We start from the raw sequence: 26,608 nt of genomic DNA on the forward strand, positions 1-26,608 counted from the left end.
CCATGAGGCACCTAACCGTAGAAGCCGCCGTTCTTCACGGCTTCTTGCGCCATCGCGCAGTCAGCAAGATAGCCGAGGAAATTGGGGTCGTATTCTCCCTTCCACCGCCACAACTCCGTCCCGAGAAGGAGCTCGCACGGCAAGTTCACGATCTGTGAGGCGTAGATTTGCACAGACCCCTGTACGATCTTGCGGAAGGGCACCTTCTCGCCTCTTTCCAGCGTTTGGGACAATTCTTCGTGAACGACTACGAGTCTGGTGTCGGCGTCGATTACGCGAAAGTGCCGCTGAACTTCAGGATAGCGGCACTCGCGCTCAAGTTGGGAGAGCTCGGACCGCCTTCTTTTCATCGAGTCCTTTAGGGTGCCCGCATGTTCACTGCCAATGATCTCATGAGGAGTTCCCGTGAAGCGACCTAGCTGGATCATGTGGACGACGTTTGGCGCAGTCTCAAGCATGGCGGGGTGGGCGGTGACACCCTCGCCCGTCAGTTGCATACAGTAAAGGTCACCTTTCCACGACTCCTCGTTGCGGCGTACCCTGCCCCCCACCTGGATCAGACTGCTTGCAGTTGAAGCTTCTCGATAAGCGCGCCGAAACGAGAAGTCCATACCAGCCTCGACGCAACTCGTCGATATGAGCAGCCAGTCTCGATCTGGTTCCTCTCGGAGGCGACGCTCTATCTCCTGCACGATCGGCTGCCGGTCAACAGGCGCGAGTGCCGTTGACAGATGAAGCACGTCGAACCCCTTTTCTTTGGCCAGAGACGCGAGCGAGCCTGCGGTGCGAACCGTGTTAACGACCACCAGGCCAGGGCCGCTTGGCCCTTTCAGTCGCTTCAGGAGTGCATCCAGCGTCAACGATTCCTCGACCAACCGGGGCTGCACACGGGCCGTTTCAGCCGCCGTTAGCTCGGCGTGAAGGTCAGGTGGCGTGATCTCGGGAATATCGGACGGATGCGCACTTGAGAGGTACCCCCCATCTTCCCAGAACCGGAACAGAGACCCGCTCGCCAAGACGACCCGTACGCTCCAATTCTCAGTCAACGTCACAAGCCATTTCCAAGCCGTCTCCCAAAGGTGTGCGGGCATCGCCGCATGAGCTTCATCCAAGAAGATCGCACTTCCGGGCAGTTCATGGAACTTACGGAGTCGTGCCGGATGCGCCCCTGCCAGCGTTTCAAAAAACGCTGCGGCTGTGGTGACAATTATCGGGGCGCGCCACAGGGCGGCGTATTCCCTGCTCTCTATGTCTGCAAAGTCCAATTGATGGTGCAATGCCGCGACGACCGCTTCTGGATCTTCCCCTTTCAATACCAGGCCTTGTCGGTACGTCTTGACCGCCTGGTCAATGATGTTGGTGAAAGGAAGCACGACGAAGATATGTCGCAGGGACTCCCGCTTAGCATGAGCGAGCAGGTGGGCCATAACGCCGAGGGTCTTGCCTGTACCCACGGGGCCTTCGCACCTAACAATCCTCTCCTGGAATCTGCCAGCTAAGCAAGCGTCGAAGAACCTCTGACGCCTGCAGTCGCGGTCGGTCGCTTTCGGCAGCATCTGAGCATATTCGGTCATTTGCGTAAGTCGTTCGGCCCAACGACGTCTTGGTCCGCCTTCGGAGCCGTGGCCCCGCTCGTGGGCGGCAGCGTCCGAGTGATCTGCGTCCACCAGGCAACTAAGCGACAGGCGAAGGCTGACCTGATCGGGCGGATTCGAAGTGACAGCCGGAGGCACGACACAGCCTACACTGGTGTGGCTTTCCAACCACAAGTCAAGGCCTGCATCGACCGCTGCTAGCACTTCGGCTTCTAGGTTTCTCAGAAGCGGAGGCGTCTCAACTGACTTGCCTCTTCGCCGTTGCTCCGGGCCGTCGAAGAGTCCCCGGTGATGTGCCGCTACCAGGGCAGCCGGCCACAGATCGGCATTACCCACTAGCCAGGCTACTCCAGCCTCCTCATGCGGTGGCGGAGGGAGCGGGTTCTTGCTTTCGACTGCAAGGATCGCCTGCTTGGCCGCCTCAAGTTTTCCCAGATCGTGTAGCAGAGCGGCAGCCTCGACCGCCTGACGAAAGTCACCGACACCGTTCGCCGAGTACAGGCCAGCGAGCCTGGCCCGGCGAGCAGCACCACGCGCAACGTGCCGAATGTGTTCTTCGTAGGGCTGTCCTGGTCGCCCCCTCCGAGGACTGTGGGCCCACATCGCCACGTCAGATCTTCGCTAGATCGCGGAAATTGACGACCTTGTCTGCAAGTTCTTCAGGATCCGTAGCGACCTCATATTGATCCCAGCTCGTCGAGGGCACAGTCACGTCTCCGTCTTTTCGCACAGGGGTGAAACGCTTGACCAAGGCAAAGTCTGAGCAGGATCCCAATGGTGACTTGTGCTCCATCACAAACGCGTGCCGTACCTCTACGAATGGTCTGGCTTTGGATGCCGTGTTCGGGTAGGCCGGTACGATGAGCTTCAAGAGGAGTTCGATGTCCTGAATCGAACAGTGCGTGCGGTGTGCCAAGGCAGGGTTCACAAAGAACGGCATTACATATACGCCGTGCAGCACACGTCGGTCAGCTAGCGGGGCCATTCCTCTGTCCTTGCCTTCCTGGGCTCCTGACTTCTTCGTGCTGGTGTCGCGCCTGATCTCGACTGGGCAGACAGAGTGCGCGTTTACGAACTGGGCCACGCCGTTTCGCACCGAGTTGCGGAGATTCGCCTTTTGTGCATCGTCGGCCTTCTTCTCCTCATTGGCAGATGACTCCAGGAACGTGTTACCGAAGACTCGCGCGTCCCAGTACTTTTCATGAAATGCCGGGTAGTTCGTGGCCCTCTGATCCTCCTCCTTTTTGCCCTTCAAGAGTGCCGTCACATCCGAACGTGTGACTTCTCGAGACTCTAGAACCTGAAACTTCTCGTCCTCCAAGCGCGGGTTGAACTGGTCACGGACGGTCTGCCAGACTACACCCTGCTTCTCGTGCACCAGGTCGCGAAGCTTACGTTTGAAGGACACGGCACTGATGATGCCTTGACGTGTGGCGGGCAACGTGCGCGGGTCGCTTTCGCGATCCGGGTCGCCGTTGGGGTTTGACTCGTTGACTTCGATTATGAGAATCCCGGTCATCCGGGGAATGGTGGGTTCAGGCATGGTCTTGTTCCGGTTCTGTCGCGGATGGTGCGGTGGTCGGGGAGTACTGGTCGGCGACACAGTCTTTGGATAGATATCCAAGGAGCAGTTCGGCCTTCCCAATCTGGTCAAGTGGACTATGGCAAAGTTGCCCCGAGAGGTTCGTCGAGAGAACAGCAAGGCGACTGAGAGCCTTTTTCGCCATGAGAATGTCGTTCTCGCTTTCGCCACTAGGCTCTTTCGTGGCTGCCCAATCGCTCCAAGGACGGATCCGTTCGAGCAAGTCCGCGAGAGCCCGGGTAGGGTCATCGGCCGCTATCCCCAAGAGCTGGCTTCCACCAAGAGAAGGCGGCACGCTTGCTCGGACGGCGCGGCAATAGGCAAGGTGTAGCGTGTCCACGACCCCAAGCAAGAGGCCGAGGAGATAGGGTGGTGAATGTTGTGTCTGTTCCATAGTTCGATCCATTGCGTCGAGGATTAGAGTAAGGGTGAGGCAGGCTTCCTTGGCACTTCTCTCTGCGGGGCCTAGCTGCTCGTTCTGTGACTCTCCCTTTGCCCTGCGAAGCCTTGAGCCTTCCGAGGTTAGCAGCTTGGTGGAACGATGAAGGAGAATGTCGAGGAAGAGCGCGGCTCGGGCGGCTCGGTCTGGCCCCTTGGCAAGCATGAAGTCGATCACATCACCACCAGACGGACCGTTGACGAGCTCAAATGCTGGCGGCTCGTGCCGCCACTGGCGGGACAAACTGGTTACCACACTGTTCGGTGAGGCCAGATTCGGGCCCTGCAAGAGTAGGTCGGAAAAACTCCACTGCCCAGTCTGCCACCTCCGTCCCGCGCCCAGAACCTCGGACACTTTCGGCGTTCTGCCATACACCGCCTGGAGTTGAGCATTGCTGATTTGGCGGATGACGACAATCTCGATCTCGGCGTTTGGCGTCAGTTGGGCTTTGCCTTCGAGTGCGGTGAGCACCGGCTGCAGCACGTCTTTGTAGTCGGTTTCCGCATCGCCTCCGCCGAAGCCGTCGGCGACTTGAGCATCAATGCCGGAAGCGAATACGATTAGAAGATCCGAGGCTTCCCCCTTTTCGCTTTTCTTGCCGTTCCGCAGAGCCGTCCACGTCTGCCCCTTCCTAGAGGCGTCCGTCACATAGGGGATAGCGTCCAGGCATTTCTTAACAGTCTCAGTCGTCACGCAGATGACCGCGTCGTCCGTCAGACCGTACCTTGTGTTCGTCGGTGCCTTGCTGAACATGGAGAAGACGGCGATTCCGCTTGGCGCAACGATAGGCAGTGCCGGGTTGGGCAGCTTGCCATCGTGTTTGGATCCTTGACGGTTGGCGATCGAGCAAGTCACTTGCGGGCCTGTGCCCCTCTGAACGGCCAGTGCACCTTCGAGCTCTTGGCGCAACTCCCTGGCGTAGACCGTCTCCCCCTCTAGATCGAAAGCCACTTGTCCGAAAGCCTTTGTCTTGTCCCCGTCCTGTTTGCCGTACCAGAGTGCCAGAAGGACTTCGTCCAGGTCTTTGCTTTCGCTAAACGCTTGAGACGTGGCTTCTGCGCTCACCTCCCTGAGGCGTGTTGCCAGCTGCTTGATCCTGTCAGGGCAGCTCTTCAGCTCGAGCTTCTCCAGATGTTCTTCCAACGCCTTCTTTGCTACATCGAGGAGCTTTGAATAGTCGGGCGGGGATGCTTCTAAGCCTGCCCTTTTGACCTTGTCCTTGTCTGCTTTGGTCCTCAATTCCTTCAGCTTACGGTGAAATTCTTTACAATCGTCCTCGGTCTTTAATGGTTTATCGGGGCGCACAACGGGCCAGAAGTGGAAGTTGCCCTTGCGAAGACACCAGAGCGCTTCTAGTTCTCCCAGGGGAACCGCTACAAGTCGAACTTTGAGTTGACCGTCGATGAGAGCCCTGACGACAGGCCCGCCAGCCTTGCCTGGCCGTGCGACATTGGCGCTCTTGGGCTCCGGCACGATGCCCGCCTGCTCCAGGGCCCTTGCGACTCTCCAGCACTCAACGAGCATGTTGCCAGGCCTCCCGAAGGTCGCAGACGCCCTTCTCGATCTTCACTTGCGCGAAACGGGGGCTCCACTGCCCGTTCGCTGGCCTGTCCCACATCTCGACCAAATACCCTTCGATAGTCTCGTTGACGGCCTCCAGCGGCTCAGACTCGGGCCTTACGCTGCCAAAGTACGTTGGCGCAAACTCCTTCCATCCCAGACAGACCGGGAACCGGCTTTGTCCCGATTCTTGGCGACGGACGAGCATCTCGGCGAGCTTACGCGCCGGGTCGTGCTCGGGGTGATCGTGCAGCTTCCTGCATTCTCCAGATACTTGAAAGCAACAATCGGTCAAGACCCTGGCAAGATGCTGGTAACTCGCGTTCTTCTTGATCTGATCAGGCTTTCTGAGAGGGCCGCCATAATTGCAGGCGTACGCTGAGTAAGCAATCGGTTTGCAGACCGCGATTTGCATCGGGACGAAGAACGCGCCTTCCACAAGCGCGATTGATTCGACCATCGCCCTGATTGCGCTTCCGGTTGGAATCGGGTACGACACTGGCGTAGATCCGCTATGCGGCCTCATGAACATGGCCATGGGTCCGGCGATCTCGAATTCAAAAATGTTACTCATCGAAGTTCCTTAGTTGATGCAGGTACAAAGATGCCCTCGTACACGCTCGCGGTCTGGTCGATGATGCTTGTGTAAGGGATCGCAACGATGACGCGCCGCTTGCCGTGTGCGACGGCATGGTTCAGCGCAAAGGCAAGGCCCGAGAGCGTCTTTCCGCCGCCCGTCGGGACGGTGAGGGAGAAAACCCCCGGATCCTGGCTCGCCGCCTGCAGGCAAGACTCCAAGATGGCGCGGCGACGTTTGTTGACATGCCCGGTCGCATTCTTGAAGCCGCCCAGATGTTCCGAGAGGCGGTCACGATACCAACCGATCTCCTCGTATCCTCCACGGGTGTCCGCCGCTTTTTGATCGCGGAACGCTTCTGTGTCCAATCGGTCCGCATCGACCAGGCAACTGAACGCCATCCGAACGAACATCTCGGACTCTAGCGGCGAGTCCACCCATTTGGGCAGCTCGAGCGCCGGGTTAACGGGTGGCGCATGCCCGGCGACGAAGCCGGATGCGGCTGCCACACTCTCCAGGTCGACGGTCTCGGCCATCCCCTTCCAATCGGCCCTGTCGTGCAAGCCGCCATGGTGACCTGCGACCACGAGCGCAAACGTCTTCAGTTCTCCATAGCCTGCTACCGCTCCCGGCACCGAATGCGGACACTTGGGAGCGGGCCTGCCTTCCTGCGCAGCCCTCAGGTACCGCTGAAAGCGAGGGTCTGCCTTTGCGGCGTCGTGCCACCAGCCGAGGCGCCAAGCGACAGGGCCGCCACCGAAGCGGGAGGCGAAACCCGCCGCCCTTTCCGCAACCGCCTTGCTGTGCTCCACGAGGCCGTGCCACTCGGTTTTCCGGAGTCCCGGTGTGTGGGCAAAGAGCTCCTCTGTGCTTGAAATTGAGTCGCTTACAGACATAGATTGGCATCTTAGACTAGACAGACAACGGCTTGTCAATCCCTGTTATGCACTCACCCATCTACCATGGCGGATCCCTTGGCGAGGCGCGCTTTGAACGTCGGCGCGAGTGCTCATCGGGCGGCTGCGGCCCTGGGCCGAGCCGCCGACCTCTTTCGCCGCCTCACCGTCGGTCGCGCGGCCCTTGGACGAGCCCGCGAACTTGTGGCGCAGGAACCGGTCGGCGCACTGGACCAGGGCCGCGTCCTGGTATGGAGGGCGCTTCCGGGACATGCTGCCGGGCACTAAGAGACACCTCTGGCGAGACCGTGCCGGCGAGCTTGCGGTGTGACAGGGGCGGACGGCCTTTTCCATGCCAGGGCCACGCAAAGGCCTCCGCAGAGCCGGTTCATCAATAGGTAAAAAAACATTCGTGCTTCAAAAACCTTAGAACATATACCTGTCCGGGGGTCAGAAGCGTCAAGGGGCGGAATGTTTTCTTATGGCGCGTCAACAGGGGAGTCACGATCTTGCCCGGGTCGCGACCCCTGCGGTCAACTCAGGACCAGCGAGCCCGTGAGGGGGTACCAGGCGCGGCAGGGAAGGCAGACCTCGACGTAGCCCGCACGGCGGCAATGGTTCTTCCAGCACAGCGCATCGCTGCTCCACCATTGCCACTCGGTCGGTTGGCCGCAGAGCTCGCAGGGGCGGGGGGCGGAGTCGGGTTTGGGGAAGACCGGACGCTTCCTGCCGCCCTTCTCGCCGAGCCCAGACTCCAGGTCGTGCCAATCGAGGGGTATCGAAACGTCGAACGGACCCTTGCGCTCGAGCCAGCCGTCTCCTTCCCGGCGCATGCTTTCTGGCTCGCCTGCCATGGCTTCCGATCATGACAGCCTGGTTTCGCTCCCCTCCCCCTGGCCCCCTCCCCAAGCCTGGGGAGGGGGGAAAGGAATGCCATGGCCGCCCTCTTCCAAGCCTGGGGAGGGGGGAAGGGAGTGCCATGGCCGCCCTCTTCCAAGCCTGGGGAGGGGGGAAGGGAGTGCCATGGCCGCCCTCTTCCAAGCCTGGGGAGGGGGGAAAGGAATGTCATGGCCGCCCTCTTCCAAGCCTGGGGAGGGGGGAAGGGAGTGCCATGGCCTCCCCTCTTCAAGCCTGGGGAGGGGGGAGGAGGGACCGAAGCTTGCTAGCGGGGAAATGGGGGCGAATTGCACGGCGCCAGCGGCTCGTCCTTGTGCTGCATCTGTGCTGCCAACGTGCTGCATCTGTGCTGCACACCGCGGTTTGCAGCACGCTTTCTGCACGGTTCCGGCACATTTCCAGCGCGGAGGCACCTCGCGAAAAGGGCTTCGGCGGCCGATTATTGAGCCATGGCACGGGCCAGGTTGGGGTTTGCGCTCCAGGACTTGCGCGGGCGGGTCGGGGAGCAGGTGGTCACGCGGACGCGGGCAGGGCTGGCGCTGCGCTCACGGGCCCGTTACAAGTTCCATGTGACGCCCGCGTTCGGGGCGGCGTCGCAACGCTTGAGGCGGGCGAACGAGGCGTGGAACACGCTCTCGGCGGCCGAGGTGGAGGCGTGGTGGCACTATGCGGACACCCTCCGGCGGGTGGACCGCGTGACCGGCCAGGAGTACTCGCCCACCGCCAAAAACGTCTTCGTGGGCTTGGCGAGCAAGGTGTCGCAGGTCGATCCGCTGGCGCCGGTCCCGCGGGTGCCGCCGGCCGCGGAGTTTCTGGGCGACACGGTCGGGCTCACGGTGACGGGGGTGCCCGGCGGGGCAAGGTTCACGGCGGGAGCGGCGAACGGGGCGGACACGACGACCGAGATCCTGGTGCAGCGGCTGGCGAACGTGCGCCGCCGCCCTACCGGCCGGTACGTCCATGGCGCGTTCCACACCTTCACGCCCGGCTCGCTCTCCTATGACCTCCCGCTGGCCCCCGGCGTCTATGCGCTGGCCTTCCGCTTCGTCCGGCCGAGCACGGGGGAGATGTCGGGGTTGCGAAGGTTGGGCGTGGTCGAGGTGTAGGAACGCTCCGCTCCCGCCCCCTTCCCCCCTCCCCAAGCCTGGGGAGGGGGGGTCTTTTGCTTGCCGATGGCGGGTCTCCCCTCCCCCTGGCCCCCTCCCCAGGCTTGGGGAGGGGGGTTCTTTTGCTTGCCGATGGCGGGTCTCCCCTCCCCCTGGCCCCCTCCCCAAGCCTGGGGAGGGGGGTTCTTTTGCTTGCCGATGGCGGGTCTCCCCTCCCCCTGGCCCCCTCCCCAGGCTTGGGGAGGGGGGAATCAGTCGAGTCGGTTCCAGAGCCACCAGACTGTGACGCAGCCAGGCTCGACGGCCAGGCCCTTCATGAACGCGTTGTTGGGGATCCCGGTGATCGGGGTGACGATGCCGCGGGCGCCCGTCGCGCGGAAGATGCGGACGAGGTTGCGGCCAGTCTGTCCGACCGCGATCAGGCTGGTAGGGTTGAGGCCGACCATGTCCACGGGGTTGGTGGCGAGCGTGTTGTCGTAGCTCATCGTCCCGATATAGGTGGTGGGCACGGCGGCGCCCCGATAGAGGTCGCACCCCAACGAGGGGTTGATGACATCCATCGACCAGAAGAAGCCCGAGTCGAAGCAGAGGCCGTCGGCGTCGGTGGTGAGGAAGGACGGAGAGCCCAGCGCCCCGGTGACAGGGTTGACCGTGGCGAAGCTGCCGGAATAGAAGTTTGTGGGCGGTTGGTTCGAGTAGGTGGCGAAGAGGTTGGCCCCGGCGCCTGCCAGGCCGGCGGCCTCTGCGCCCAAATAGCCGCCGCCGTTGAGCGCTCCGCCGGGGATGGCAAAGCCGGCCCACGCACCGGTGGTCACCAATTGGTAGATGCGCGTGCCGTTGACGGTGGACTGGCTCTTGGCGTAAAGCGCGCCGTTGTGCCAGGTGAGGTCGACGTTGTCCACATCGACCCCGAGCGGCCCGACCGCGGCGGCCGCGCCCGTGAGCGGGTTGATCCGGTAGAGCACGTCGTTCACGGTGTCGACCGAATAGTAGTTCTGGGCGGCACCGAGCGAGGCGACGGCGACAAGGGCCGCGCAAGCGGCCGTTTGAACGTTCTTCATTGTCATCCCTTCCGCGTCGGCGCTGCCTCGGTGACGCCGACGATAAAGCGGATCATAACACACTTTCTATAATGATTTGGAAAGTGCTTGTCCGCTGTCATTTGCCCTTGGACTGGCGGCGCCCCTCCCCCTGGCCCCCTCCCCAAGCCTGGGGAGGGGGGAGTGAGCAGGGCACTGTTCGTTTTAACAGTGCGGAGCCGCAACCGCGTACACTGTTGAGATTGTGTGTGAGTTTGCAAATTGGATAGAACAGGGTCGGAGACTGGCGGAGGATTTAAGAGCCCGCCTTGGAAGAGAGGCCGCTGAGGCCGCGACCGAGTTAGACACCGACCGGCTAAACGCAACGATTCAGGCGGTCGAGTCGGCGAAGAGCCTGGTGGCGCTCCTGGAGCTCGCCGCCTCTCTCGAACCGCAGTTCGTGGCGGCGCCGCCTGGAGAGTGCGGAGCCGCTAAGGATCACGCGCCCACGGAAGAAGGGGAGGCCAAGGAAGAGCAAGCGGCCGAGGAAGGCGCCGTCCTGACTGTCGTCCTTGTTCCCGAGGCGACGGGCGCACCAGTTCCCGAAGGACAGGGTAACGGTCAGGCCAAACCGCGGACGAGCGAGGCTCAGGTCGTGCAGAAGGCCCCGGCCATCGCCACACCGCCAAACTTCGAGCTCCACCAGGTCTTGGCGGAAGTGCGCACGGTCGAGGGGCGTTCTTCCTGGGACGACGCTACCCTGGCGCGCGCCAAGCAAGCGGCCTGTGGCCTGGAAGCGTGGAAGGCCTTTCTGTCGAAAAGGGACGAGCGCCGACCGACTCTGGAGGCGGAATCGGGGAACCTTGCAATGGCGTTCAACCGGGCCAGCAGCGAACCCAGCTTCTTTGCGTTCCGCGGCTTCCAGAGCGTCTCCTGCAAAGAATGGGGGGAACTGCGAGATGCCTATGGGCTCCTGGCGGACGCGTTCGAAGCCGTCCAGTGGCTCTCGAGCCGGGGGAGAAAGCTGACGGTGGACGAGCTAAAGCTTGCCGAGCAAGCGGCTGCGGCTGGAGTGCTCGTGTACCGGCTCACCCAGAAGCCCAACGTGAACTGGGTCGACTATCAGCAGAAAAGGTTGCGTAGCACGTTGTCAGACCTTGTCGGTGCCCACTCTGTGCCCAGTTGGCAGGGGGACGGGGGCGAGCCGCCCGCCCTCGTCTCCGCGGCGCAGCGGGTCAAGGGCTCGCTCTTGCATCTCCGCGGGTCGGTAGAAAAGAAGGCGTGCCAGGAAACGGCCTGGCAAGCCTGGCGCGCGGTCTTGGGCAGCGGCAATGACGAGATCTTTGAGGATGAAATCGTACAGAAGACCGAGGATCTGCTAAAGGCAGGCATTCCTCCGTCTAACCGTGAGATTGTCGAGAACCCTATCGACACCTCTTTTGCCCAAGTAAGCATAAGGTTTTGCGGAGAAACCTTGACAAAAAATGGGTATCCCGTAAGGGCACCGCCCCTATCGACGAGGTAGGGAGCGCGCCGAACACCGCGCCGGAAGTGGTAAAGGCGGCGAAAGCGCGGTTGAAAGGGAAGTCGCTCTTGTTCATTGGTGGCAGCAAGGGCCAAGGCCAACGGAAGAAAGAATATCTCACGACGTTCGAACTCGGGGAGTTTGAATGGCCGGACCTCGAAGTGCACTCTAAACCGGAGTCGGTGCTCCCGAAGATCGAGCGTGCAGATGTCGTCGCCTACCTAATCCGATTCTCTCGCCACAGCTACAAGTCTCTCGTTAACGAGGCGAGGAGCCAGGGAAAAGAGGTTGTCGTTATGAAGGCCGGCCTCAATCTCGTGAAGTTCGCCACGGCGTACTGCGAACAAGTGTTGCGGCTCGAACAGTCCTGTTAATCAGGGCGGGGATAGAACGCCTTCCACTCTCTTCTCCCCCGCGAGTGGGCCACCCTATTTCGGAGGTCGTCCACCCCTCCCCCTTGCCCCCTCCCCAGGCTTGGGGAGGGGGTTTCCTTTGGTTGGGGCTGGCCGGTCTCCCCTCCCCCTGTCCCACTCCCCAAGCCTGGGGAGGGGGATTCCTTAGGTTGGGCCCCTTACCCCCTCCCCAAGCCTGGGGAGGGGGAGGACCGGGCCTTGCACTTTTCCCCGAAGCATCGGTCAGTGCGCGGAGTAGCGCCAAAACCCCCCTCCCCAAGCTTGGGGAGGGGGTCAGGGGGAGGGGCAAAAGCGGTCCCATGGTGAAAAAGGGCCGGAAGAGCTTGTCACGGGCCCGGCGGACGGAGAGGCGGCTTTGGGAAGAGTTCGGCGCAAGAACGTGGCGGGCCTAATGTTCCGTCGCCAGCAGCCGTCGAGAACAACTATCGCCACTGCCTCGCCCGTCTCCCCTCCCCCTTGCCCCCTCCCCAAGCCTGGGGAGGGGGGAGAGCGGGTCTCCCTTTTGTCTTGCGGATGGCCCATCTCCCCTCCCCCTTGCCCCCTCCCCAAGCCTGGGGAGGGAGGAGCCTTCGATGCCGTCGAACGGCAGAACTGGTCTGCGACGTTCGGCCTAGACAAAGCGGGGCGTGTATGTGTAGAATTATGTCTGCTATGACCTATCAAGACGCCCTTGCTCGCTTGATCGAAAACGCCTACGACGAGCTCTTCACGAACGCTGAGAAGCTGAAGGACAACTTGGACTACAAGGCGGCGGAGTCGAACCGCACGCCGCGCCAGATGCTGGTCGAGTGCGCCACGGTGCCCCCGTTCCTCGCCGAGACCCTGAAGAACCGGGCGCTTGCCTCGATGGACGGGGAGGAAGGGAGCGCCTCGATGTCGATCGAAGAGGCGAAGGCCCACTACGAATCGGTGAAGGGCGCCTTGCTCGACGCCGTTCGAAACTTCCCGGCGGACAAGCTCGAGGAGAAGATCGAGACTCCCTGGGGCACCTTCGCGTGGTACGAGTTCATGAGCTACGCGTACTGGAACCCCATGTACCACGTGGGCCAGATGGCCTACATCCAGATGATCCACGGCGATACATCTATGTAAGCCCTCCCGATCTTGGTTCGGGCGTCGGATTTATTGGAGAGGATGGTCTTCTGGCGTAACCGCCGTGGCCTGCCGGCGTCCGAACCAGCGTGAGACCCTCGCTCTTAGCTCTCCTTGCCCTCCCCGTGCTCGCGCCGGCACGGCTCGTCGGTTGGTTCCCGCTGGACGGCAAAGTCGCCGACGTCGTCACGGGGGCGACGGGACGCCTTACCGGCGGCGCTGGGTTTGGACAGATGGCGGGGCGCTCGGGCGTCTTGCTGGACGGCCGCACCGGGGGTGTCGTGGTCCCCGATTCCGCGGCTTATGCCCTGGGGGGCTCCTTCTCGATCGCGGTCGAAGCCTTTGCCCGCCAGGCTCCCTTTGGCGGCAGTTCTCCCCAGGGGCAGCTTGTCTTCCGGGGCGACGACCGCTCGGCTTGTGACAACTACGCGATCTGCCTGGGGACAGACGGGTATTACACCTTCATGATCGACGCGGTCGACGGCTCGCGCGCCCTGCTCCGTGCCCCGGCCAAGACCGGCCAGTGGGAGCGGTTGCTGGCCACCTTCGACGTGCGGACCACGCACATGACGCTTTCGATCGACGGCTACCTCGTTGCGGAGCAATGGGTGCCGATCACTCCGTTCACGCAGATGGTGCCGGACCTCGACCCCGGCGTCTCGTTCGGGAACGTGCAAGCGCCGGAGAAGGGGCGGCACTGGCAGCCGTACAACGGGTTCCTCCGCGACGTGCGGTTCTTCGACGAAGCCGTGCTTTGGGACGCTTCGCTCGTGAACCCGCAGCCGAGGGCGGATCGTCGCTGACGAGCGCCGACCGGAGACCTCACCCCCAACCCCCTCTCCTTCGCTGGAGGAGAGGGGGCTCCGGATCCTAGCGGTGAAACCGTTCGAACGCGGCCCGCTCGAGCGTTTCCCGGTGTTCCGGATGGGCGATCTTGATGAGCTCGGTCGCCCTCTGGCGCAGATTCTTCCCGTAGAGGTCGGCCACGCCGTACTCGGTCACCACGTAGTGCACGTGCGCGCGCGTCGTCACGACCCCCGCGCCTTCCTTCAGCAAGGGCACGATGCGGCTCTCGCCCTTTGACGTGGAACTGGGCATCGCGAAAATCGGCTTGCCCCCTTCGCTCAAGCTGGCGCCCCGGACAAAGTCCATCTGCCCGCCGACCCCGCTGAAGAGCCGCGTCCCGATGGAGTCGGCGCAGACCTGGCCGGAAAGGTCGATCTCGATCGCGCTGTTGATGGCGGTCATGCGCCGGTGGCGCCGGATCACGGTCGTGTCGTTGACGTAGGCGATATCCAGGAACAGCACCTGGGTGTTGTCGTGGACGAAGTCGTAGAGCCGCTTGCTGCCCGTGACGAACCCGGCGACGATCCGTCCGGGGTGGGTCCGCTTCGCCTCGCCCGTGACCACGCCCTGCTGGACCAGGTCCACCACGCCGTCGCTGAACATCTCCGTGTGGATCCCGAGCCGTCGGTGGCCGCCGAGGGCGGCGAGCACGGCGTTCGGAATCCCGCCGATCCCCATCTGGAGCGTGGCCTCGTCCTCGATCAGGCTCGCCACGACCTCGCCGATGCGCCTCTCGACCGGGCCGATCGGGGCGGGCGGAGACTCGTGCAGGGGCTCGTCGACTTCCGTCAACGCGGAGAAACGAGAGACGTGGACGTTGCCGTCGCCCAGAGTCCGCGGCATGTGCGGGTTCACCTGGGCGATGACGGTCTTGGCCGACTGCATGGCAGCCAGGCTCGCGTCGACCGAGACCCCGAGCGAGCAGTAGCCGTGGTTGTCCGGCGGCGAGACCGTCATCATCGCCACGTCGAGCGGCAGAACGCCTCGACGGAAGAGCGCGGGCACTTCGCTCAAGAAGACCGGGACGTAGTCTGCGCGGCCGTCCGCAACCGCGCCGCGGACGTTCGCTCCGATGAAGAGGTTGTTCACGAAGAAGCTCTCACGGAGCTCGGGGGCGGAATAGGGGGCGCCGCCCTCCGTGTGCAGGTGGATGATCTCGACGTCGCGAAGCTCTGGCGCGCGCTCGACGAGGGCGTCGATCAGGCGGTGCGGCGTCGCAGCCATGCCGTGCATGTAGACCCGGTCGCCGGACTGGACGCAGGAGACGGCCTCGCGGGCGCTGACATAAGGGGGCATGTTCGCCCTCTATTCTCCCTGGCTGGCAGGGGCGTAAGGGGCCTTCCGGTCGTGGTCATTGCTAAGGACTTAAAGCCAGTTTGGGTAGGGTCGAGGGCGTGATCCCTGTTCGCCGGTATGGCCAGAGCGGCCCCGTCGTGGTCTTGGTGCACGGCGGGCCGGGGGCGCCCGGGCACATGTCGGGCCTTGCCGAAGACCTGGCCGACGAGTTTCGCGTGCTTGAGCCTTTCCAGCGCGGGAGCGGGGAAGAGCCGCTGAGCGTCGCGCGGCACGTCGAGGACTTGCACGAAGTCTTGTCGGCGGTGCCTCGCCCCGTAGTCATGGGGTCCAGTTGGGGGGCGATGTTGGCGCTCGCGACGGAAGGGGCCCACCCCGGGTCTTCTTCAGGGTTGGTCTTAGTCGGGTCGGGAACGTTCGACGTCGAGGCGCGGGCCGAGATGAAGCGCCGGCTGGCGGAGGAAGCCACGCCGCGGTATCGCGCCATCCTTGAGGCCAAGGCGAGGGGCGCAAAGCCCCCGCTAGAGGAATCGGCGGAGGCCCTCTTCGCGATGTACACCTACGACCCGATCGTGAGCGGCATGCCGGGGTCGGAGTTCGACGAGCGGGCGAACCGCGAGTCTTGGGACGACATGCTCCGGCTCCAGGCGACGGGCCACTATCCGCAGGGGTTCGCGGCGGTCCGTGTCCCCGTCCTCATGCTGCACGGAGAGAACGACCCCCACCCGGGGGCGATGATCCGGGACAGTCTTCTCGCCGTCATCCCGCACCTTGAGTACCACGAGTGGCCGCGGTGCGGGCACTATCCGTGGGTCGAGCGGGAGCACCGCGCGGACTTCCTGGACCGGGTGCGGCAGTTCGTGCGGCGGGCCGCAGGCTAGACCAGCAGCGCTACGCGCGGCGAAAGGTCTTCCACCAGCTTTGCCGAGGCCGCCAGGCCCCGCTCTTCGTCTTCCGACGCTTGGCCCAGCAACCACTTCGCGTATTCGGACAGGCCCCGCCTTTCGGCGCCGACGGCGGCGGCGCGGGCGTCACGGGCCTCGCCCAAGAGGTCTTGCACCTGGGTCAGGTCGTGGATCGCCTGCTGGACCAGGGCGCTGCGCCCGGGCAGAGTCTCGAGCAGGTAGCGGAGCCTCTTCGCGCGGATGCGCAGCTGGTGGAGGCTGTCCGGCGTTGCCGCCTCTCGATAAGCGGCGATCGCAGCCAAGTGGTCGGCGACCAGAACTTCAAGGGCTGCCTGGTCGAGGTCGAGACGGGCCTTCTTCTTGCTCCAAGCCTTCGCGCTCTCCAGCCACTTTGCGTGGCGCTTGCGCTGTACCGACTCCTCCGCCTTGCCTAACGCGAGGCAACGGGCGGCCTCGATCTGGTCGAGCCAACCCGTGGCGGAAAGCTCGCCCAGGCCGTGGCTCCCGGCCTCCTGGGCTAGCCGTCCGGCGAGGACGTCCAATTCGCGGGCGTCGCCCAGGGCGCGGGCGGTGCGCCCGGCTTTGCGCCGCAACCTTTCCGCCTTTCGATCTCCGAGCGCTTCCGCCACGCGCCAGAGCGAGCGGAGGCGGCGCAACGCGACCCGCGCCTCGTGCACCCCTTCCTCGGTCGAAAGGTGCTTCGAGGCTTTCTCGAAAGCCGTGACCAGGGCGCGCGCCCTCTTGGTCACGGCTTTGGGAAGTCGGTCGCGGCCCATCTTCAAAAATCTTCAACGGCCGGCGGCCGCGCCGTGTTCTGTACGCAAGTCCGAAGACCCTTTTAGGATCCGACGTTTACCACACCATGAGAAAGGCATCTTTCAGTCTTGTCCTAGCCTGCTGTCTAGCAGGCGCACAGCGGTACCCGGCGGATGTCGAGATCGTTGGCCACGTCCTGCAACCCAAGCCGGCGGCGCCTACGGCGGAGCGGTTGAAGGGCCTCAAAATGCCGGACGGGTTCCGGCTGACCAAGTTTGCCGGTCTGCAGAACCCCCGGATCATCTGTGTCAACACAGACGGCACCGTTTATGTGAGCCAGCGCGAACCGGGCAACGTCGTGATGCTAAAGGACACGGACGGTGACGGTGTCGCCGACGTTCAGCGGGTAGTTTTCAAGCGCCGACAGGCGCACGGGCTCGCCATTCGCAACAACCGGCTCTATGTCGTCACCATCAAGGAGCTCTATTCAGCGCCGATCCTTCCGGACGGCACGCTTGGCCCGAGCCAGCTTCACTTCGACGACCTGCCCGACGGGGGCCAACACCCGAACCGCACGATGGCCTTCAGTCCGGACGGCGACCTCATGCTTTCGGTCGGTTCGACCACGAACGCCGCCTATGAGCACAACCCCGAGTTGGCCGCGCTCCTCCGCGTGAACGTCTCGGACATGCGCCGAACCGTGTTCGCGTCTGGGCTGCGGAACACGATCGGGTTCGACTGGCACCCCCAGTCGGGACGGTTCTTCGGCTTCGACCATGGCATCGACTGGCTGGGCAACGACTCCCAAAAAGAAGAGCTGAACGAGCTTCTCGAGGACAAGCGCTATGGGTGGCCGTTCATTTTCGAGGACGGCAAGCAGAACCCGCAAGACGAGCCGCCGACCCCTTACACGATGGAATGGTGGGCGCAGAACAGCGAGAGCCCGCTCCTGACCTATGACGCCCACGCCGCACCGATGCAGTTCCTCTTCTATCGCGGCACTAAGTTCCCGGAGGAGTTTCGGGGGTCCGGGTTCGCCACCATGCGCGGTTCTTGGAACCGCAACCCGCCCAGCGGCTATGAGGTCGTCCGCGTCAAGTTCGGAGCCGACGGCACGCCAGGCTCCATCGAACCGTTCCTCGCCGGCTTCCTCGTGAAGGAAGGCGATTCTTACCACCACTTAGGTCGGCTCGTGGGGTTGGCGGAGATGCCTGACGGCAGCCTCCTCCTTGGCGACGACACCAACAACATCCTCTACCGCCTCGCCTATCAGGAAGAGCTCCAAACCATGCCAGACCAAGCCGAAGTCCTCGCCCAGACCCACGGAGGGGAGACCAAGTTCGCCGTCCGTAGCGGCAGCTTTGCCGATGGGGGAACCATCCCCGAGCTGTACACTGAATATGGAGAGGGCCGCTCGCCTTCGCTCGAATGGGACGCGGTGCCGGAGGGCACCCAATCGATCGTCATCGTATGCGAGGACCCGGACGCCCATAGTCCGAAGCCGTTCGGCCATTGGATGGCCGCGAACCTCCCTCCCACGATGAGGAGCTTGCCCGAAGGCATCAAGGCCGGCGACCGGCCTGCGGAGCTACAAGGCATCCACGGGGCAGGGCACGCGAGCGTGGTCGGCTACTTTGGCCCGAAGCCGCCGGCAGGCGACCCGCCGCACGCCTACCACTTCCAGGTCTTTGCCCTCGATAAAAGGCTGGACCTTCCGCCCGGGTTTACAAAGGCGGCACTGATGAAAGCGATGGAAGGCAGTGTCCTTGGGAGCGGCAGTGTGATCGGCCGGTTTGGGAGGCTCTCCCGAACCGGTGGTTGACCATCTCTCCCTGGCGCAGACGCTCCTTTCGCGCTTTGCCATTTGGGCGGACGAGCGGGCCGACGTCCGCGCCGCCGCCCTCGTCGGCTCGCACGCTCGCGGCGATGCCCGGCCAGACTCCGACGTTGACCTCGTTATCTTGGCGAGGGAACCGGCCGTCCTTCTCCTCGCCCCCGACTGGTGCGAGTTTTTCGGTCCTGTGGTGAGGTTGAGTACCGAGGACTACGGTCGTCTTCTTGTCCTGCGGGCTTGGTATGGTTCCGGGATGGAGGTCGAGTTCGGGCTCGCCTCCCCCCGTTGGGCGACGAGCCCGGACAAGGGAACCCGTCGGGTCGTCCGTGAGGGCTGCCGCGTGTTGCTGTACAAGGACTCCCTCTTCGCCGGGCTCCTCTAGCCGTAGGTGGGGTGCTGGGGCCAGCCTTCGGGGGAATCCTCGAAGTCTTCCTGGCGCCCATATGGCGTCAGGTCGAGCAAGGCATATGCGTCCGTCTTTCCCTCGAGCCCGCGGGCATAGACCGAGTACGTGTGATAGACCTCGCCATCCATCTCGAAGAACACACTGGCGCCGGGCATCTCGCCCTCCATCTCGTCCCAGCCGTGCTGGCGCAACTCTTCCTCGTTCCGGTAGTTGTACTCGACGGGCGCGCGCTTCGAGTCCAACGTCGCATGGAAGTCGTAATTGAAGTCCCCGTCCCCGGACGAGAACCACTTGACGTCCCAGCCCATCTCGCCCTTGTACTTCTCCAGCTTATCGAGCGCTGCGCGCGAGACCACGACGAACGTGGTGTCGAGCTCGGCCAAGGCGTGGAGGCGGCCCAGGGCGTTTATGAACCCGGTGCAGCCTGAACACCCCTTATCCCAGTCCGGGGCGAACATGAAGTGGTAAACGATGAGTTGCCGCCGGCCCTCGAAGAGCTCGCGCAGGCTTATCTTCCCGTCCGGGCCGTCGAACGTATAGTCCTTCTCCAGCTTCACCATGGGCAGGCGTCGGCGCTCCGCGTTGATGACGTCGGCCTCGCGGGTGTGCCGTTTCTCGCGATGGAGAAGCTCCTCGCGTTTGGCGCGCCACTCTTCGCGGGATGCGATTGGTGGGTGAGGTAACGATGGCATTGGTTTCTATTACGTCGCGATGGCCGACGGCCAGACGGCGGGAGCGGGCCCGCCCAACCTTTCGGGCCCGTGCCGGGTAGATTCATCTGTCCCCATTAACGAATGACCGATCCGCTCTTCGCGTACCGCTCACTCTTCATATCGGACCTGCACCTGGGTTCGGCCGGTTGCATGGTGGATGAGCTACAGGCGTTTTTGGAGTCCGTCGACTGCGAGAACCTCTACATCGTGGGCGACTTGATCGACCTTTACGTGGTGATGAAAGCGGGGAAGTGGCGCCAGGAGCACACGGAAGTCGTGCGGTCGATCCTGGAGAAATCGAAGGAGGGCACGCGTATCTTCTACACGCCCGGCAACCACGACGCCTTCCTGCGACGCTTGAACGGGTCCGACTTCGGCAACATCCGCATCGACCACCAAGTGGTGCACGAACTTGCGGACGGGCGGAGGCTGCTTGTGATCCATGGCGACCAGTTCGACCGGTCGGTGAAGTTCGTGCCGCTGGCCTGGATCGCGACCTGGGTCTATGAGGGCATGACGGTGCTGACCGGCCTCGTCAACGCCAAGCGCAAGCAGGCGGGGAAGGAGCCGACGGACTTTAGTGGCGGCATGAAGAAGCGGCTGAAGAAGTACGTCAGCCGCAACAGTGGTGCGGACGAGGCGCTCGTGAACCTGGCTCGGTCGATGGGCCTTCAGGGCGTGATTTGCGGCCATACCCACCGCCCCGGCATCACCCTCGACGAGGAAGGGATGCTGTACGTCAACACGGGCGACTGGGTGGAACACGGGACGGCCGTCGCGGAACATGACGACGGACGGCTCGAGTTGATCGTCTGGAACGACGTGCGCCACCTTTATGCAGGGCCGCCCGCGACTGTGCTCACCCGGACGCCGGTCAAGCGGCGCCGTTTGTTCCGCGTCCGTCGCGGCAGGATCTTTGGATGGTCGTCCAACTCTACGAGGCGCTCGGCCTAAGGGGCTATTACCGGCTGATCTCTCGGATCGCCGGTGAAGAGCCCTTACCGCCCTCGAATCAGATCCAGGCCGGGGTCAGTCGCGAGCGGCTGACCGAGATCATCGAGGCGTCGCGGTACTTTCAGTCGGCGAACGTGGCGCGGGCGTTCTGCTATCTTCCCCATATCGTCATTTTTTGGTTGAATACGATGGTCTTTGCCTTGGCCTACACCTGGCTCCTGGTCGGGTTGCACCTGATGACCGTCTTCAACGAGGCTTACAAGAGGCGGCTCGCCAGCATGCACTTGGCGCTGGCCGAGGACGAGCCCGAGACAAAGAAGCCCGAAGTAGGGCATTATCGCGGTCTTGCCGACCTCTATTTCCGACCTAAGTCGTTTGAGACGGAGCGCTTCTACCAGATGTTAGGAATGGAGCACTATCGGTCTTTCGTGCAATGGGTGATGAGAACCCTGACCCACGGTTTTTCGGGAAAACGAATGGTTTATATCCCCCAGCCCACCCGCGCCCACGCCGTCGAGTTCGAGCGGGGGACGCGCGTGTCCGAAGGCGTCCACTTGGTAGGCGTCGGTCTCACCGCGCCGCTGCTTTGGTTCTGTTACGCGGGCGCCCCCCTCGGGTTGTCCCTCTGGTCGTCGTTTATCACCTTGGGAGACATGGGGCTCGCCGTTTTGCAACGTTACCACCGCACCCGCGTTTGGCCCGTGGTGGCGCGCGTGCGCAAGAGGAAGGGGGCGGCGTGAAGGTCGTCATCCTGAGCGCCTCCACCGGCAACGGGCACATGAGCGCGGCTTTCGCGGTCGAGAAAGAGCTCGAGGCCCGCGGGCACCGCGCCATCACCGTGGACACCCTGGATCACACCGGCCTCGCCTTCAAGACCTGGTACCGGGGTGGATACGAGATGCTCGTCCGGCGTATTCCCTGGCTTTGGGGCTGGCTCTACGGAGTCTCAGACTCGCCCGGGTTCGAGTTCAAGATCCAGAACTTCCTGGACACCGCCTTTGTCGAGCGCGTCCGGCCTTTGATCGACCAAGAGCGTCCGGACTGGGTGCTCTGCACGCACTCCCTGCCCCAGCCCGCCCTCGCCCGCTGGCGCCCGCAGATGGGCTTCAAGATGGGGATCATCGTCACCGACCTCTATCCGCAGTTGATGTGGCTACGGGGCGAGCCGGACCACTTCTTTGTCCCTGTCGAATGGACGCGCGAGCGGCTCCTTTCCCGCATGCCCGCATTGAGCGGCAAGGTCACCGTGAGCGGCATGCCGATCGACCGCCGGTTCGGCGAGCGGCCGCTGAAGTCCGAGGTTCGGCAGAGCCTCGGCCTAGACCCGAGCCGGCCGACGGTGCTCGTCACGAGCGGCGGGATCGGGGGCGGCCCCCTGCGGGAGGCGGCGAGGGCGCTAGCGGCGGTGGACGGTGGGCTGCAGGGCATCGTGGTCTGCGGCCGCAACGAGGACGCCAGGCGCGGCGTGCTCGAGGCGCTCGAAGGGCGCGAGGCGTCCTTCAAGGTCCATGGCCATGTCTCCATCGACAAGATGATCGACTTCATGCATGCGGCGGACTTCATCGTGGCGAAGCCGGGCGGGCTCACCACGTTCGAGGCGATGGCGGCTGGCCTCCCGTTCTTGGTCTATAGGCCGTTCCTCATCCCGGGCCAGGAGGAGGGCAACGGCGACTTCTTGCAGGCCAACGGGATTGGCGAGTGGGTCGAAGGGTCGCTTTCGTTGACGAGCACGCTCCGCTCGCTCATCGAGGACCGTGGGCGGCTCGAGGCGATGTCAGCGGCGGCCTTGCGCCACGCCCAGCCGGACGCCACCCGCCTCATCGTGGACTCGCTGGAAACGCTCGGCGCCCCCATGGCCATGGCGCGCTAGGGGGCGTGGCCTGGAAAGCTTCGCGGCGGGCTCCCTTGTGTCGCCGCCTTCGCATAGGCGAGCGCCGCCACGAGGAACACGTCTTCGACGGCGACCTCCGCTAACGGGGCGACAGCGCAGTCGGGACCCTCGCAGAGGGCCGAGATGGCCTCGGACTCGTTGCCGGCCGAATAGAGTTGGAGGGCTCGGCGCAGTTCCGGGCTCTTCGAACTGGCGCGGCGCAGCTCGTTCATCAGGACCGAATCGCGCGAGAACCCATCCAGCATGACGAGCCGGTAGACGCTTTCCTCGACCCCATAGAGGCGGGCGAGGGCGAGGAGGCAGCGCTTGCGCGTGGTGAGGGTTTGAGCGTGGGCCGCGACCCACCCGATGAGGGCGGTGTCTTCCTTCTCGCCGATCGTTCCGAGGGCGTAAGCCAACTCGCTCGAGGTCGCGGGATCGCCGCTCTGGATCGCTTGGCGCACGTTGGGGGCCAGCTCCTTAAGTCGCAATTCGCTCACGGCTTCGGCGGCCGCGGTGCGGACGCTCGGGTGGGGGTCGAGCAGCGCGTCTGCGATGGCGGGGGCCGCTTCGACCGCGCCGAGAAGGCGCAAGGCCTGGATTGCGGCACGGCGCAGGTCGGGGTCGCCCTGCTCCATCGCCGCTGCGGAGAGCGGCTGCACCGCGTCGGCCGAGCCGAGCTTGCCCAGCGTCTTCGCCGCTTGGCGGCGCAGCAGCGATCGCGGGTCTTGCAAGAACCGGGCGACGGTCGGGAAGGCCGTCGGCACGCGCAGGTCGCCCACCGCTTCCAAGGTCTCTTCCTCGACCAGTTCAGGGTGCTCTTCAATGAAGGCAATCAACGCCTGGGTGGTCTCCCGTTCGCGCATTTGGGCGATGGAGATGGCGGCCTGGCGACGGACATGGGGCGAGGGGTCCTCCAGCGCCTTCACCACCTCTCCACCGGCCAGCGAGAACTTGCTGGTGCCGACGGTGGCGATGGCTTCGGCCCGGCCGGTCGCGTCGCCGAGCGTCGAGAGCCGCCGGAAGGCGGCCGCTCCGCGCCGACTGAACCGCCCCAATTGGGACAGGGTCTCTCCCAGCGCGCGGGCGCCCTCCTCCCGGATGGGGAAGACAAAGCCGGTCCCGATGACGCGGATCACCATGACGGAGACGAACAGGACTTTGTAAGCGACCTCCGCGGGCATGCCCGTGCGGAGTTGGGTCATGGCCAGCGCCCCGATCATGGGCGCGATACCGCCCGTGAGCGATTGCACCGCGAGCACGAGGCCGAGGTAGTTCGGCCGGTCTACCGGGTCGCTGGTGGCGATCATCAGGTTCAGGTGGCAGACTCCGATGCCCGACCAAACGGCCCCGTTGTAGATGTGGCCGAGGGTGAGGAGCATCGTGCTCCGGTTGGGGTCGCCCGGGAAGCAGAGCAGCCACATTCCGGGCGTGAGGATCGTGCCCGCCATCAGGATCGCCATGACCGGCTTGTTGCCATAGCGGTCCGCGATCGACCCCCAGAAGCGGGCGGTGAGCACGGTGCCGACGGCGTGCGCCACCTGGGTGATCTGGAGCTGCGTCAGGCTCATCCCGAGCGATTCGAACGCGAAGGAGGCGTAGAGGCCGCCCGCCACCGTCGCCCCGATCATGAAGACCACCGTGAACCAGATCACCCGGCGGAAGTTCACGTCCTTGGCGGGGCGGGTCATCAAGAGCAGGCTCTCGCGCAGCCCAAGGCGCACCGGGTTCGGCCGCACCGTGTCCTTCATCCGCAGGAAGAACACCATGCTGACGATGGCGCAGACAAACCCGAGCCCGAACAGGGCGGAGTAGCCCACTGCCTCTTGTCCGTTCCGCTTGAAGGCGTCCACGATGAGGCCGCCTAAGAAGGCCATGGCCATGGCGACTGCGGTAGAGATCGCCGTACGGCGGCTGAAGTACCACCCACGGCTGTTCGCGGGGACGAGCTCTGCGATCCAGTCGTTGTAGATCGGGCCCACGATCTGGACGGCGAGGGTCGCGAAAAGCAGGCATGCGGCCAACACCAACAGGCTCACCTGGCCGGGCCATGGCAAAAGCGGGAGCAAGATCAGGGGGGCGTAGAGCAGCCTCCAGATCCAGCCCCCGGGCGTGATGAAGCGCTGGTAGTAAGGGAAGCCGCGTCCCCACGCCGCGCCGGGGATCTGGGCCAAGCCCATAAAGCTGGGCAGTGCGACCGTCAACTGCACCCAAAAGTCGTTCCCGCCTAAGAACCGGACGAAGCCGATGAGAAACGCCCCGCCGACGAGGGTACCGAACGCCGTCGAAAAAGCGACGTCGATGTTCGCGACCTGAAGGTTACGCAGGTTTTCAAGGCGGGAGGTGGCGTGCGCCAACGAAAGTGGATTCTATAGCAGGAGGGTTTCGGCGGGAGGGGCGAGCGGCCTTTAAGGGCCTGACGGCGGAGACTTCCCTCTAGATCGAAACGGCGACGATGTGCCGCAGGGCTTCGTCCAGGGTGGGCTCGCGGACGATGACGGCCTTGACCACGCCGTAGCCGTGGGTCAAGAGGCGGGCGGCCATCTCCTGTCCCCGCGCTGCCTGGAGCCGCACGCCCCCCGCCACCACAGTGACGTTCACCGCGAAGGGCTCCACCACTGCCCGCACGGTGGACGGGTCGTCCGTTTCTACGGTGACTTCCACGTTCCCATGCCGACGGCGCAGCTCTTGGACATGACCGGCAAAGACGGGCTCCTCGCCCTTCAGCACGATCACATTCTCCGTCCGTTCGGCGACGGGGCTGAGGTTCGTCTGGACGATGGAGGCTCCCCCCTGCAGCACCAGGTCGAGCGTCTCTCGCCGCGTCCAGGGGTCAAATCGGTCCAACTGTCCGGCGATGAAGACGAGGGGGTCGCGATCGACCAAGGCGCCGACCAGTTCTGCGGCCGCCTGCTTCGACGGCGAGAGTTGGGCGACCGGACGCCGCCGCTCGTCCCAGAGTCCCAGCGCGCTCAGCACGACGGCGGCGCGTTCGGTGCCTTCGGGCAAGCCCTTTCGCGTGGCGAGCGCTTGGGCGGTGACCCGGCGGCTCGGGACGGGGACGCGGGGCCACCGGCCCTCGACGCCGGTCACGGCACCGCGGGCGGGGCGCTCGACACCGGCCATCGCGCGGAGGAACTTGAGGGCGCCCTCCACGTCGGTCCCCATGAGCGCGTAGTGCTCCCCGGGCAAGACGTCCAGGCTCAAGGTGCGACCCTGTGGGGCGGTGGCGAAGCCGTCCAGTCGAAGGAGCGGCGCCGTCAACCCACGATCGTCAGCTCTTTCGGATACGATGTCAGCACCTCCGGCCCGTTCGGAGTCACGAGCACGTCGTCTTCGATGCGCACGCCTCCAAACCCTTCGATGTAGACGCCAGGCTCGACCGTCCAGACCTGCCCCGCTTCGATCTCGTCTTCCGAACGGGGGCCCAGTTGACCCAGATCGTGGACCGCGCGGCCGAGGCCGTGACCCAGCCCGTGGCCGAAATAGCCGTCGAGCCCCTTCTCCTTCAGCACCTCGCGGGCGACGCCGTCCACGTCCTTGGCCTGCCTTCCCGGCAGGAGTGCCTGGGTCGATCTTTCCAAGGCGAGCAGCACCTGGTCATAGACCTCGCGGTGCCGGTCGGAAGCCTCTCCCACCACGAACGTCCGGGTGATGTCGCTGCAATAGCCCTCCAGCCGACAACCGAGGTCGAGGGTGACGAAGTCCCCTTTCTCGATCTTGCGGTCGGAGGGATGGGCGTGGGGCCGCGCGCTGTTCGGTCCGCTCGCGACGATGGGCGAGAACCCAACCTCCGCCCCGTTCTTGCGGAAGTAGAACTCGATCTCCAGACCCAGGTCGAACTCCGTCACGCCCGGCTGGATGGCGCGGCGCACGTGGTTGATGCAGGCTTCCGTAAGGCCGATCGCGCGCCGGATCTTCGCGACTTCGTCCTCGGTCTTCACCATGCGGAGCGGCTTGAGCACGTCCTTGGTCGGGACGAGTCGCAACCCCGTCATGGCCTTCGTCCAGTCTTCCCAGGTCGCATAGATGCACGAGGTCTCAAAGCCGAGTTCCTGGATGCCCATAGCCTGGGCGTTCTCGGCGATGAATTCGGAGGACTTCTTGGGGCTCGCGAAGGATTCGACCCGCATGTTCTTGACCTCTTCGCCAGCCTGGATCGTATAGCGGCTGTCGGTGAGGAAGCGGGCGTCTGTCGGGGTGACGATGACGAATCCCGAAGAGCCGGAGAAGTCGGAAAGCCACTGGACGTTCGCCAGATCACTGACGAGGAGGGCGGCGACCCCTTGGTCGCGGAGGCGGGCCTGCAGGCGTTCTAGGTTGCTCATGG

General features: G+C 64.1%; 25 protein-coding genes. 11 read left to right on the forward strand and 14 right to left on the reverse strand.

Features of this window, described 5'->3' with window-relative positions:
• Positions 1–11: 11 nt before the first annotated feature.
• The 7 genes from KF733_03505 to KF733_03535 all read right to left on the reverse strand — a co-directional run bounded on the left by KF733_03505 (position 12) and on the right by KF733_03535 (position 7,503).
• Positions 12–2,204: a CRISPR-associated endonuclease Cas3'' gene (locus KF733_03505; GenBank protein ID QYK56551.1), complete on the reverse strand. Its 2,193-nt coding sequence runs from the start codon at positions 2,202–2,204 to the stop codon at positions 12–14.
• Position 2,205: 1 nt separating this feature from the next.
• Positions 2,206–3,114: a type I CRISPR-associated protein Cas7 gene (locus KF733_03510; GenBank protein ID QYK56552.1), complete on the reverse strand. Its 909-nt coding sequence runs from the start codon at positions 3,112–3,114 to the stop codon at positions 2,206–2,208.
• Positions 3,115–3,130: 16 nt separating this feature from the next.
• The gene (locus KF733_03515) at positions 3,131–5,140 is read right to left on the reverse strand and encodes a hypothetical protein (GenBank protein ID QYK56553.1); all 2,010 of its coding nucleotides are present in this window, start codon (positions 5,138–5,140) and stop codon (positions 3,131–3,133) included.
• Positions 5,130–5,750 carry a CRISPR-associated protein Cas5 gene (gene cas5 / locus KF733_03520; GenBank protein QYK56554.1) on the reverse strand — a complete coding sequence of 207 codons (621 nt, stop codon included), beginning with the start codon at positions 5,748–5,750 and terminating at the stop codon, positions 5,130–5,132. The genes KF733_03515 and cas5 overlap by 11 nt, the downstream gene beginning before the upstream one ends.
• Positions 5,747–6,649: a CRISPR-associated endonuclease Cas3'' gene (locus KF733_03525; protein ID QYK56555.1), complete on the reverse strand. Its 903-nt coding sequence runs from the start codon at positions 6,647–6,649 to the stop codon at positions 5,747–5,749. Before KF733_03525 ends, cas5 begins: the two co-directional genes overlap by 4 nt.
• A 45-nt stretch (positions 6,650–6,694) precedes the next feature.
• Positions 6,695–6,922, reverse strand: a complete 228-nt coding sequence (locus KF733_03530; GenBank protein QYK56556.1) for a hypothetical protein — start codon at positions 6,920–6,922, stop codon at positions 6,695–6,697.
• Between the two features lie 260 nt (positions 6,923–7,182).
• A complete protein-coding gene (locus tag KF733_03535; GenBank protein ID QYK56557.1) occupies positions 7,183–7,503 on the reverse strand; it encodes a hypothetical protein in 321 nt (106 codons plus the stop codon).
• A 492-nt stretch (positions 7,504–7,995) separates the two neighbouring features.
• Between KF733_03535 and KF733_03540 the strand changes: the two genes are divergently transcribed.
• On the forward strand, positions 7,996–8,652 hold the full coding sequence (locus KF733_03540) for a hypothetical protein (protein QYK56558.1): 657 nt from the start codon (positions 7,996–7,998) through the stop codon (positions 8,650–8,652).
• A gap of 251 nt (positions 8,653–8,903) precedes the next feature.
• Here KF733_03540 and KF733_03545 read toward each other — a convergent pair whose 3' ends face one another.
• Positions 8,904–9,713, reverse strand: coding sequence for a hypothetical protein (locus KF733_03545; GenBank protein ID QYK56559.1), 810 nt, complete (start codon positions 9,711–9,713; stop codon positions 8,904–8,906).
• A 223-nt stretch (positions 9,714–9,936) separates the two neighbouring features.
• Between KF733_03545 and KF733_03550 the strand changes: the two genes are divergently transcribed.
• The 4 genes from KF733_03550 (at position 9,937) to KF733_03565 (ending at position 13,504) form a co-directional block, all read left to right on the forward strand.
• Positions 9,937–11,196, forward strand: coding sequence for a hypothetical protein (locus KF733_03550; protein QYK56560.1), 1,260 nt, complete (start codon positions 9,937–9,939; stop codon positions 11,194–11,196).
• Positions 11,133–11,570, forward strand: a complete 438-nt coding sequence (locus KF733_03555; protein ID QYK56561.1) for a hypothetical protein — start codon at positions 11,133–11,135, stop codon at positions 11,568–11,570. The genes KF733_03550 and KF733_03555 overlap by 64 nt, the downstream gene beginning before the upstream one ends.
• A 690-nt stretch (positions 11,571–12,260) precedes the next feature.
• A complete protein-coding gene (locus KF733_03560; GenBank protein QYK56562.1) occupies positions 12,261–12,701 on the forward strand; it encodes a hypothetical protein in 441 nt (146 codons plus the stop codon).
• Between the two features lie 125 nt (positions 12,702–12,826).
• Positions 12,827–13,504 (forward strand): hypothetical protein, encoded by a 678-nt coding sequence (locus KF733_03565; GenBank protein ID QYK56563.1) that lies wholly within the window; start codon positions 12,827–12,829, stop codon positions 13,502–13,504.
• Between the two features lie 67 nt (positions 13,505–13,571).
• Here the strand turns inward: KF733_03565 and KF733_03570 are convergent, their stop codons facing one another.
• A complete protein-coding gene (locus KF733_03570; GenBank protein QYK56564.1) occupies positions 13,572–14,843 on the reverse strand; it encodes a hypothetical protein in 1,272 nt (423 codons plus the stop codon).
• 98 nt (positions 14,844–14,941) lie between these two features.
• Between KF733_03570 and KF733_03575 the strand changes: the two genes are divergently transcribed.
• Positions 14,942–15,721: an alpha/beta hydrolase gene (locus tag KF733_03575; protein ID QYK56565.1), complete on the forward strand. Its 780-nt coding sequence runs from the start codon at positions 14,942–14,944 to the stop codon at positions 15,719–15,721.
• Here the strand turns inward: KF733_03575 and KF733_03580 are convergent.
• Positions 15,718–16,521 (reverse strand): CHAD domain-containing protein, encoded by an 804-nt coding sequence (locus tag KF733_03580; GenBank protein QYK56566.1) that lies wholly within the window; start codon positions 16,519–16,521, stop codon positions 15,718–15,720. The genes KF733_03575 and KF733_03580 overlap by 4 nt on opposite strands.
• Positions 16,522–16,607: 86 nt before the next feature.
• Between KF733_03580 and KF733_03585 the strand changes: the two genes are divergently transcribed.
• Positions 16,608–18,323 (forward strand): YbhB/YbcL family Raf kinase inhibitor-like protein, encoded by a 1,716-nt coding sequence (locus KF733_03585; GenBank protein QYK56567.1) that lies wholly within the window; start codon positions 16,608–16,610, stop codon positions 18,321–18,323.
• Complete coding sequence (locus tag KF733_03590; GenBank protein QYK56568.1) at positions 18,316–18,717, forward strand: nucleotidyltransferase domain-containing protein; 402 nt, start codon at positions 18,316–18,318, stop codon at positions 18,715–18,717. Before KF733_03585 ends, KF733_03590 begins: the two co-directional genes overlap by 8 nt.
• Here KF733_03590 and KF733_03595 read toward each other — a convergent pair.
• Positions 18,714–19,433, reverse strand: a complete 720-nt coding sequence (locus KF733_03595) for a DUF899 domain-containing protein (GenBank protein QYK56569.1) — start codon at positions 19,431–19,433, stop codon at positions 18,714–18,716. The two genes, KF733_03590 and KF733_03595, sit on opposite strands and share 4 nt — an antisense overlap.
• Before the next feature lie 102 nt (positions 19,434–19,535).
• Between KF733_03595 and KF733_03600 the strand changes: the two genes are divergently transcribed.
• Genes KF733_03600 through KF733_03610 form a run of 3 tightly spaced genes read left to right on the forward strand, consistent with a single transcriptional unit; the run spans position 19,536 to position 22,278 of the window.
• Positions 19,536–20,408, forward strand: a complete 873-nt coding sequence (locus KF733_03600) for a UDP-2,3-diacylglucosamine diphosphatase (GenBank protein QYK56570.1) — start codon at positions 19,536–19,538, stop codon at positions 20,406–20,408.
• A complete protein-coding gene (locus KF733_03605; GenBank protein ID QYK56571.1) occupies positions 20,375–21,148 on the forward strand; it encodes a hypothetical protein in 774 nt (257 codons plus the stop codon). The genes KF733_03600 and KF733_03605 overlap by 34 nt, the downstream gene beginning before the upstream one ends.
• Positions 21,145–22,278, forward strand: a complete 1,134-nt coding sequence (locus KF733_03610) for a hypothetical protein (GenBank protein ID QYK56572.1) — start codon at positions 21,145–21,147, stop codon at positions 22,276–22,278. Before KF733_03605 ends, KF733_03610 begins: the two co-directional genes overlap by 4 nt.
• Here KF733_03610 and KF733_03615 read toward each other — a convergent pair.
• The 3 genes from KF733_03615 to KF733_03625 form a co-directional block, all read right to left on the reverse strand.
• Positions 22,275–24,635: an MFS transporter gene (locus KF733_03615; GenBank protein ID QYK56573.1), complete on the reverse strand. Its 2,361-nt coding sequence runs from the start codon at positions 24,633–24,635 to the stop codon at positions 22,275–22,277. The two genes, KF733_03610 and KF733_03615, sit on opposite strands and share 4 nt — an antisense overlap.
• Positions 24,636–24,714: 79 nt before the next feature.
• Complete coding sequence (locus KF733_03620) at positions 24,715–25,542, reverse strand: hypothetical protein (GenBank protein ID QYK56574.1); 828 nt, start codon at positions 25,540–25,542, stop codon at positions 24,715–24,717.
• Entirely contained in the window at positions 25,539–26,606 is a 1,068-nt protein-coding gene (locus KF733_03625) for an aminopeptidase P family protein (GenBank protein ID QYK56575.1), read from the reverse strand. Before KF733_03625 ends, KF733_03620 begins: the two co-directional genes overlap by 4 nt.
• Positions 26,607–26,608: the final 2 nt, after the last annotated feature.

The organism is Fimbriimonadaceae bacterium (assembly GCA_019454125.1).
Classification (GTDB): domain Bacteria; phylum Armatimonadota; class Fimbriimonadia; order Fimbriimonadales; family Fimbriimonadaceae; genus JALHNM01.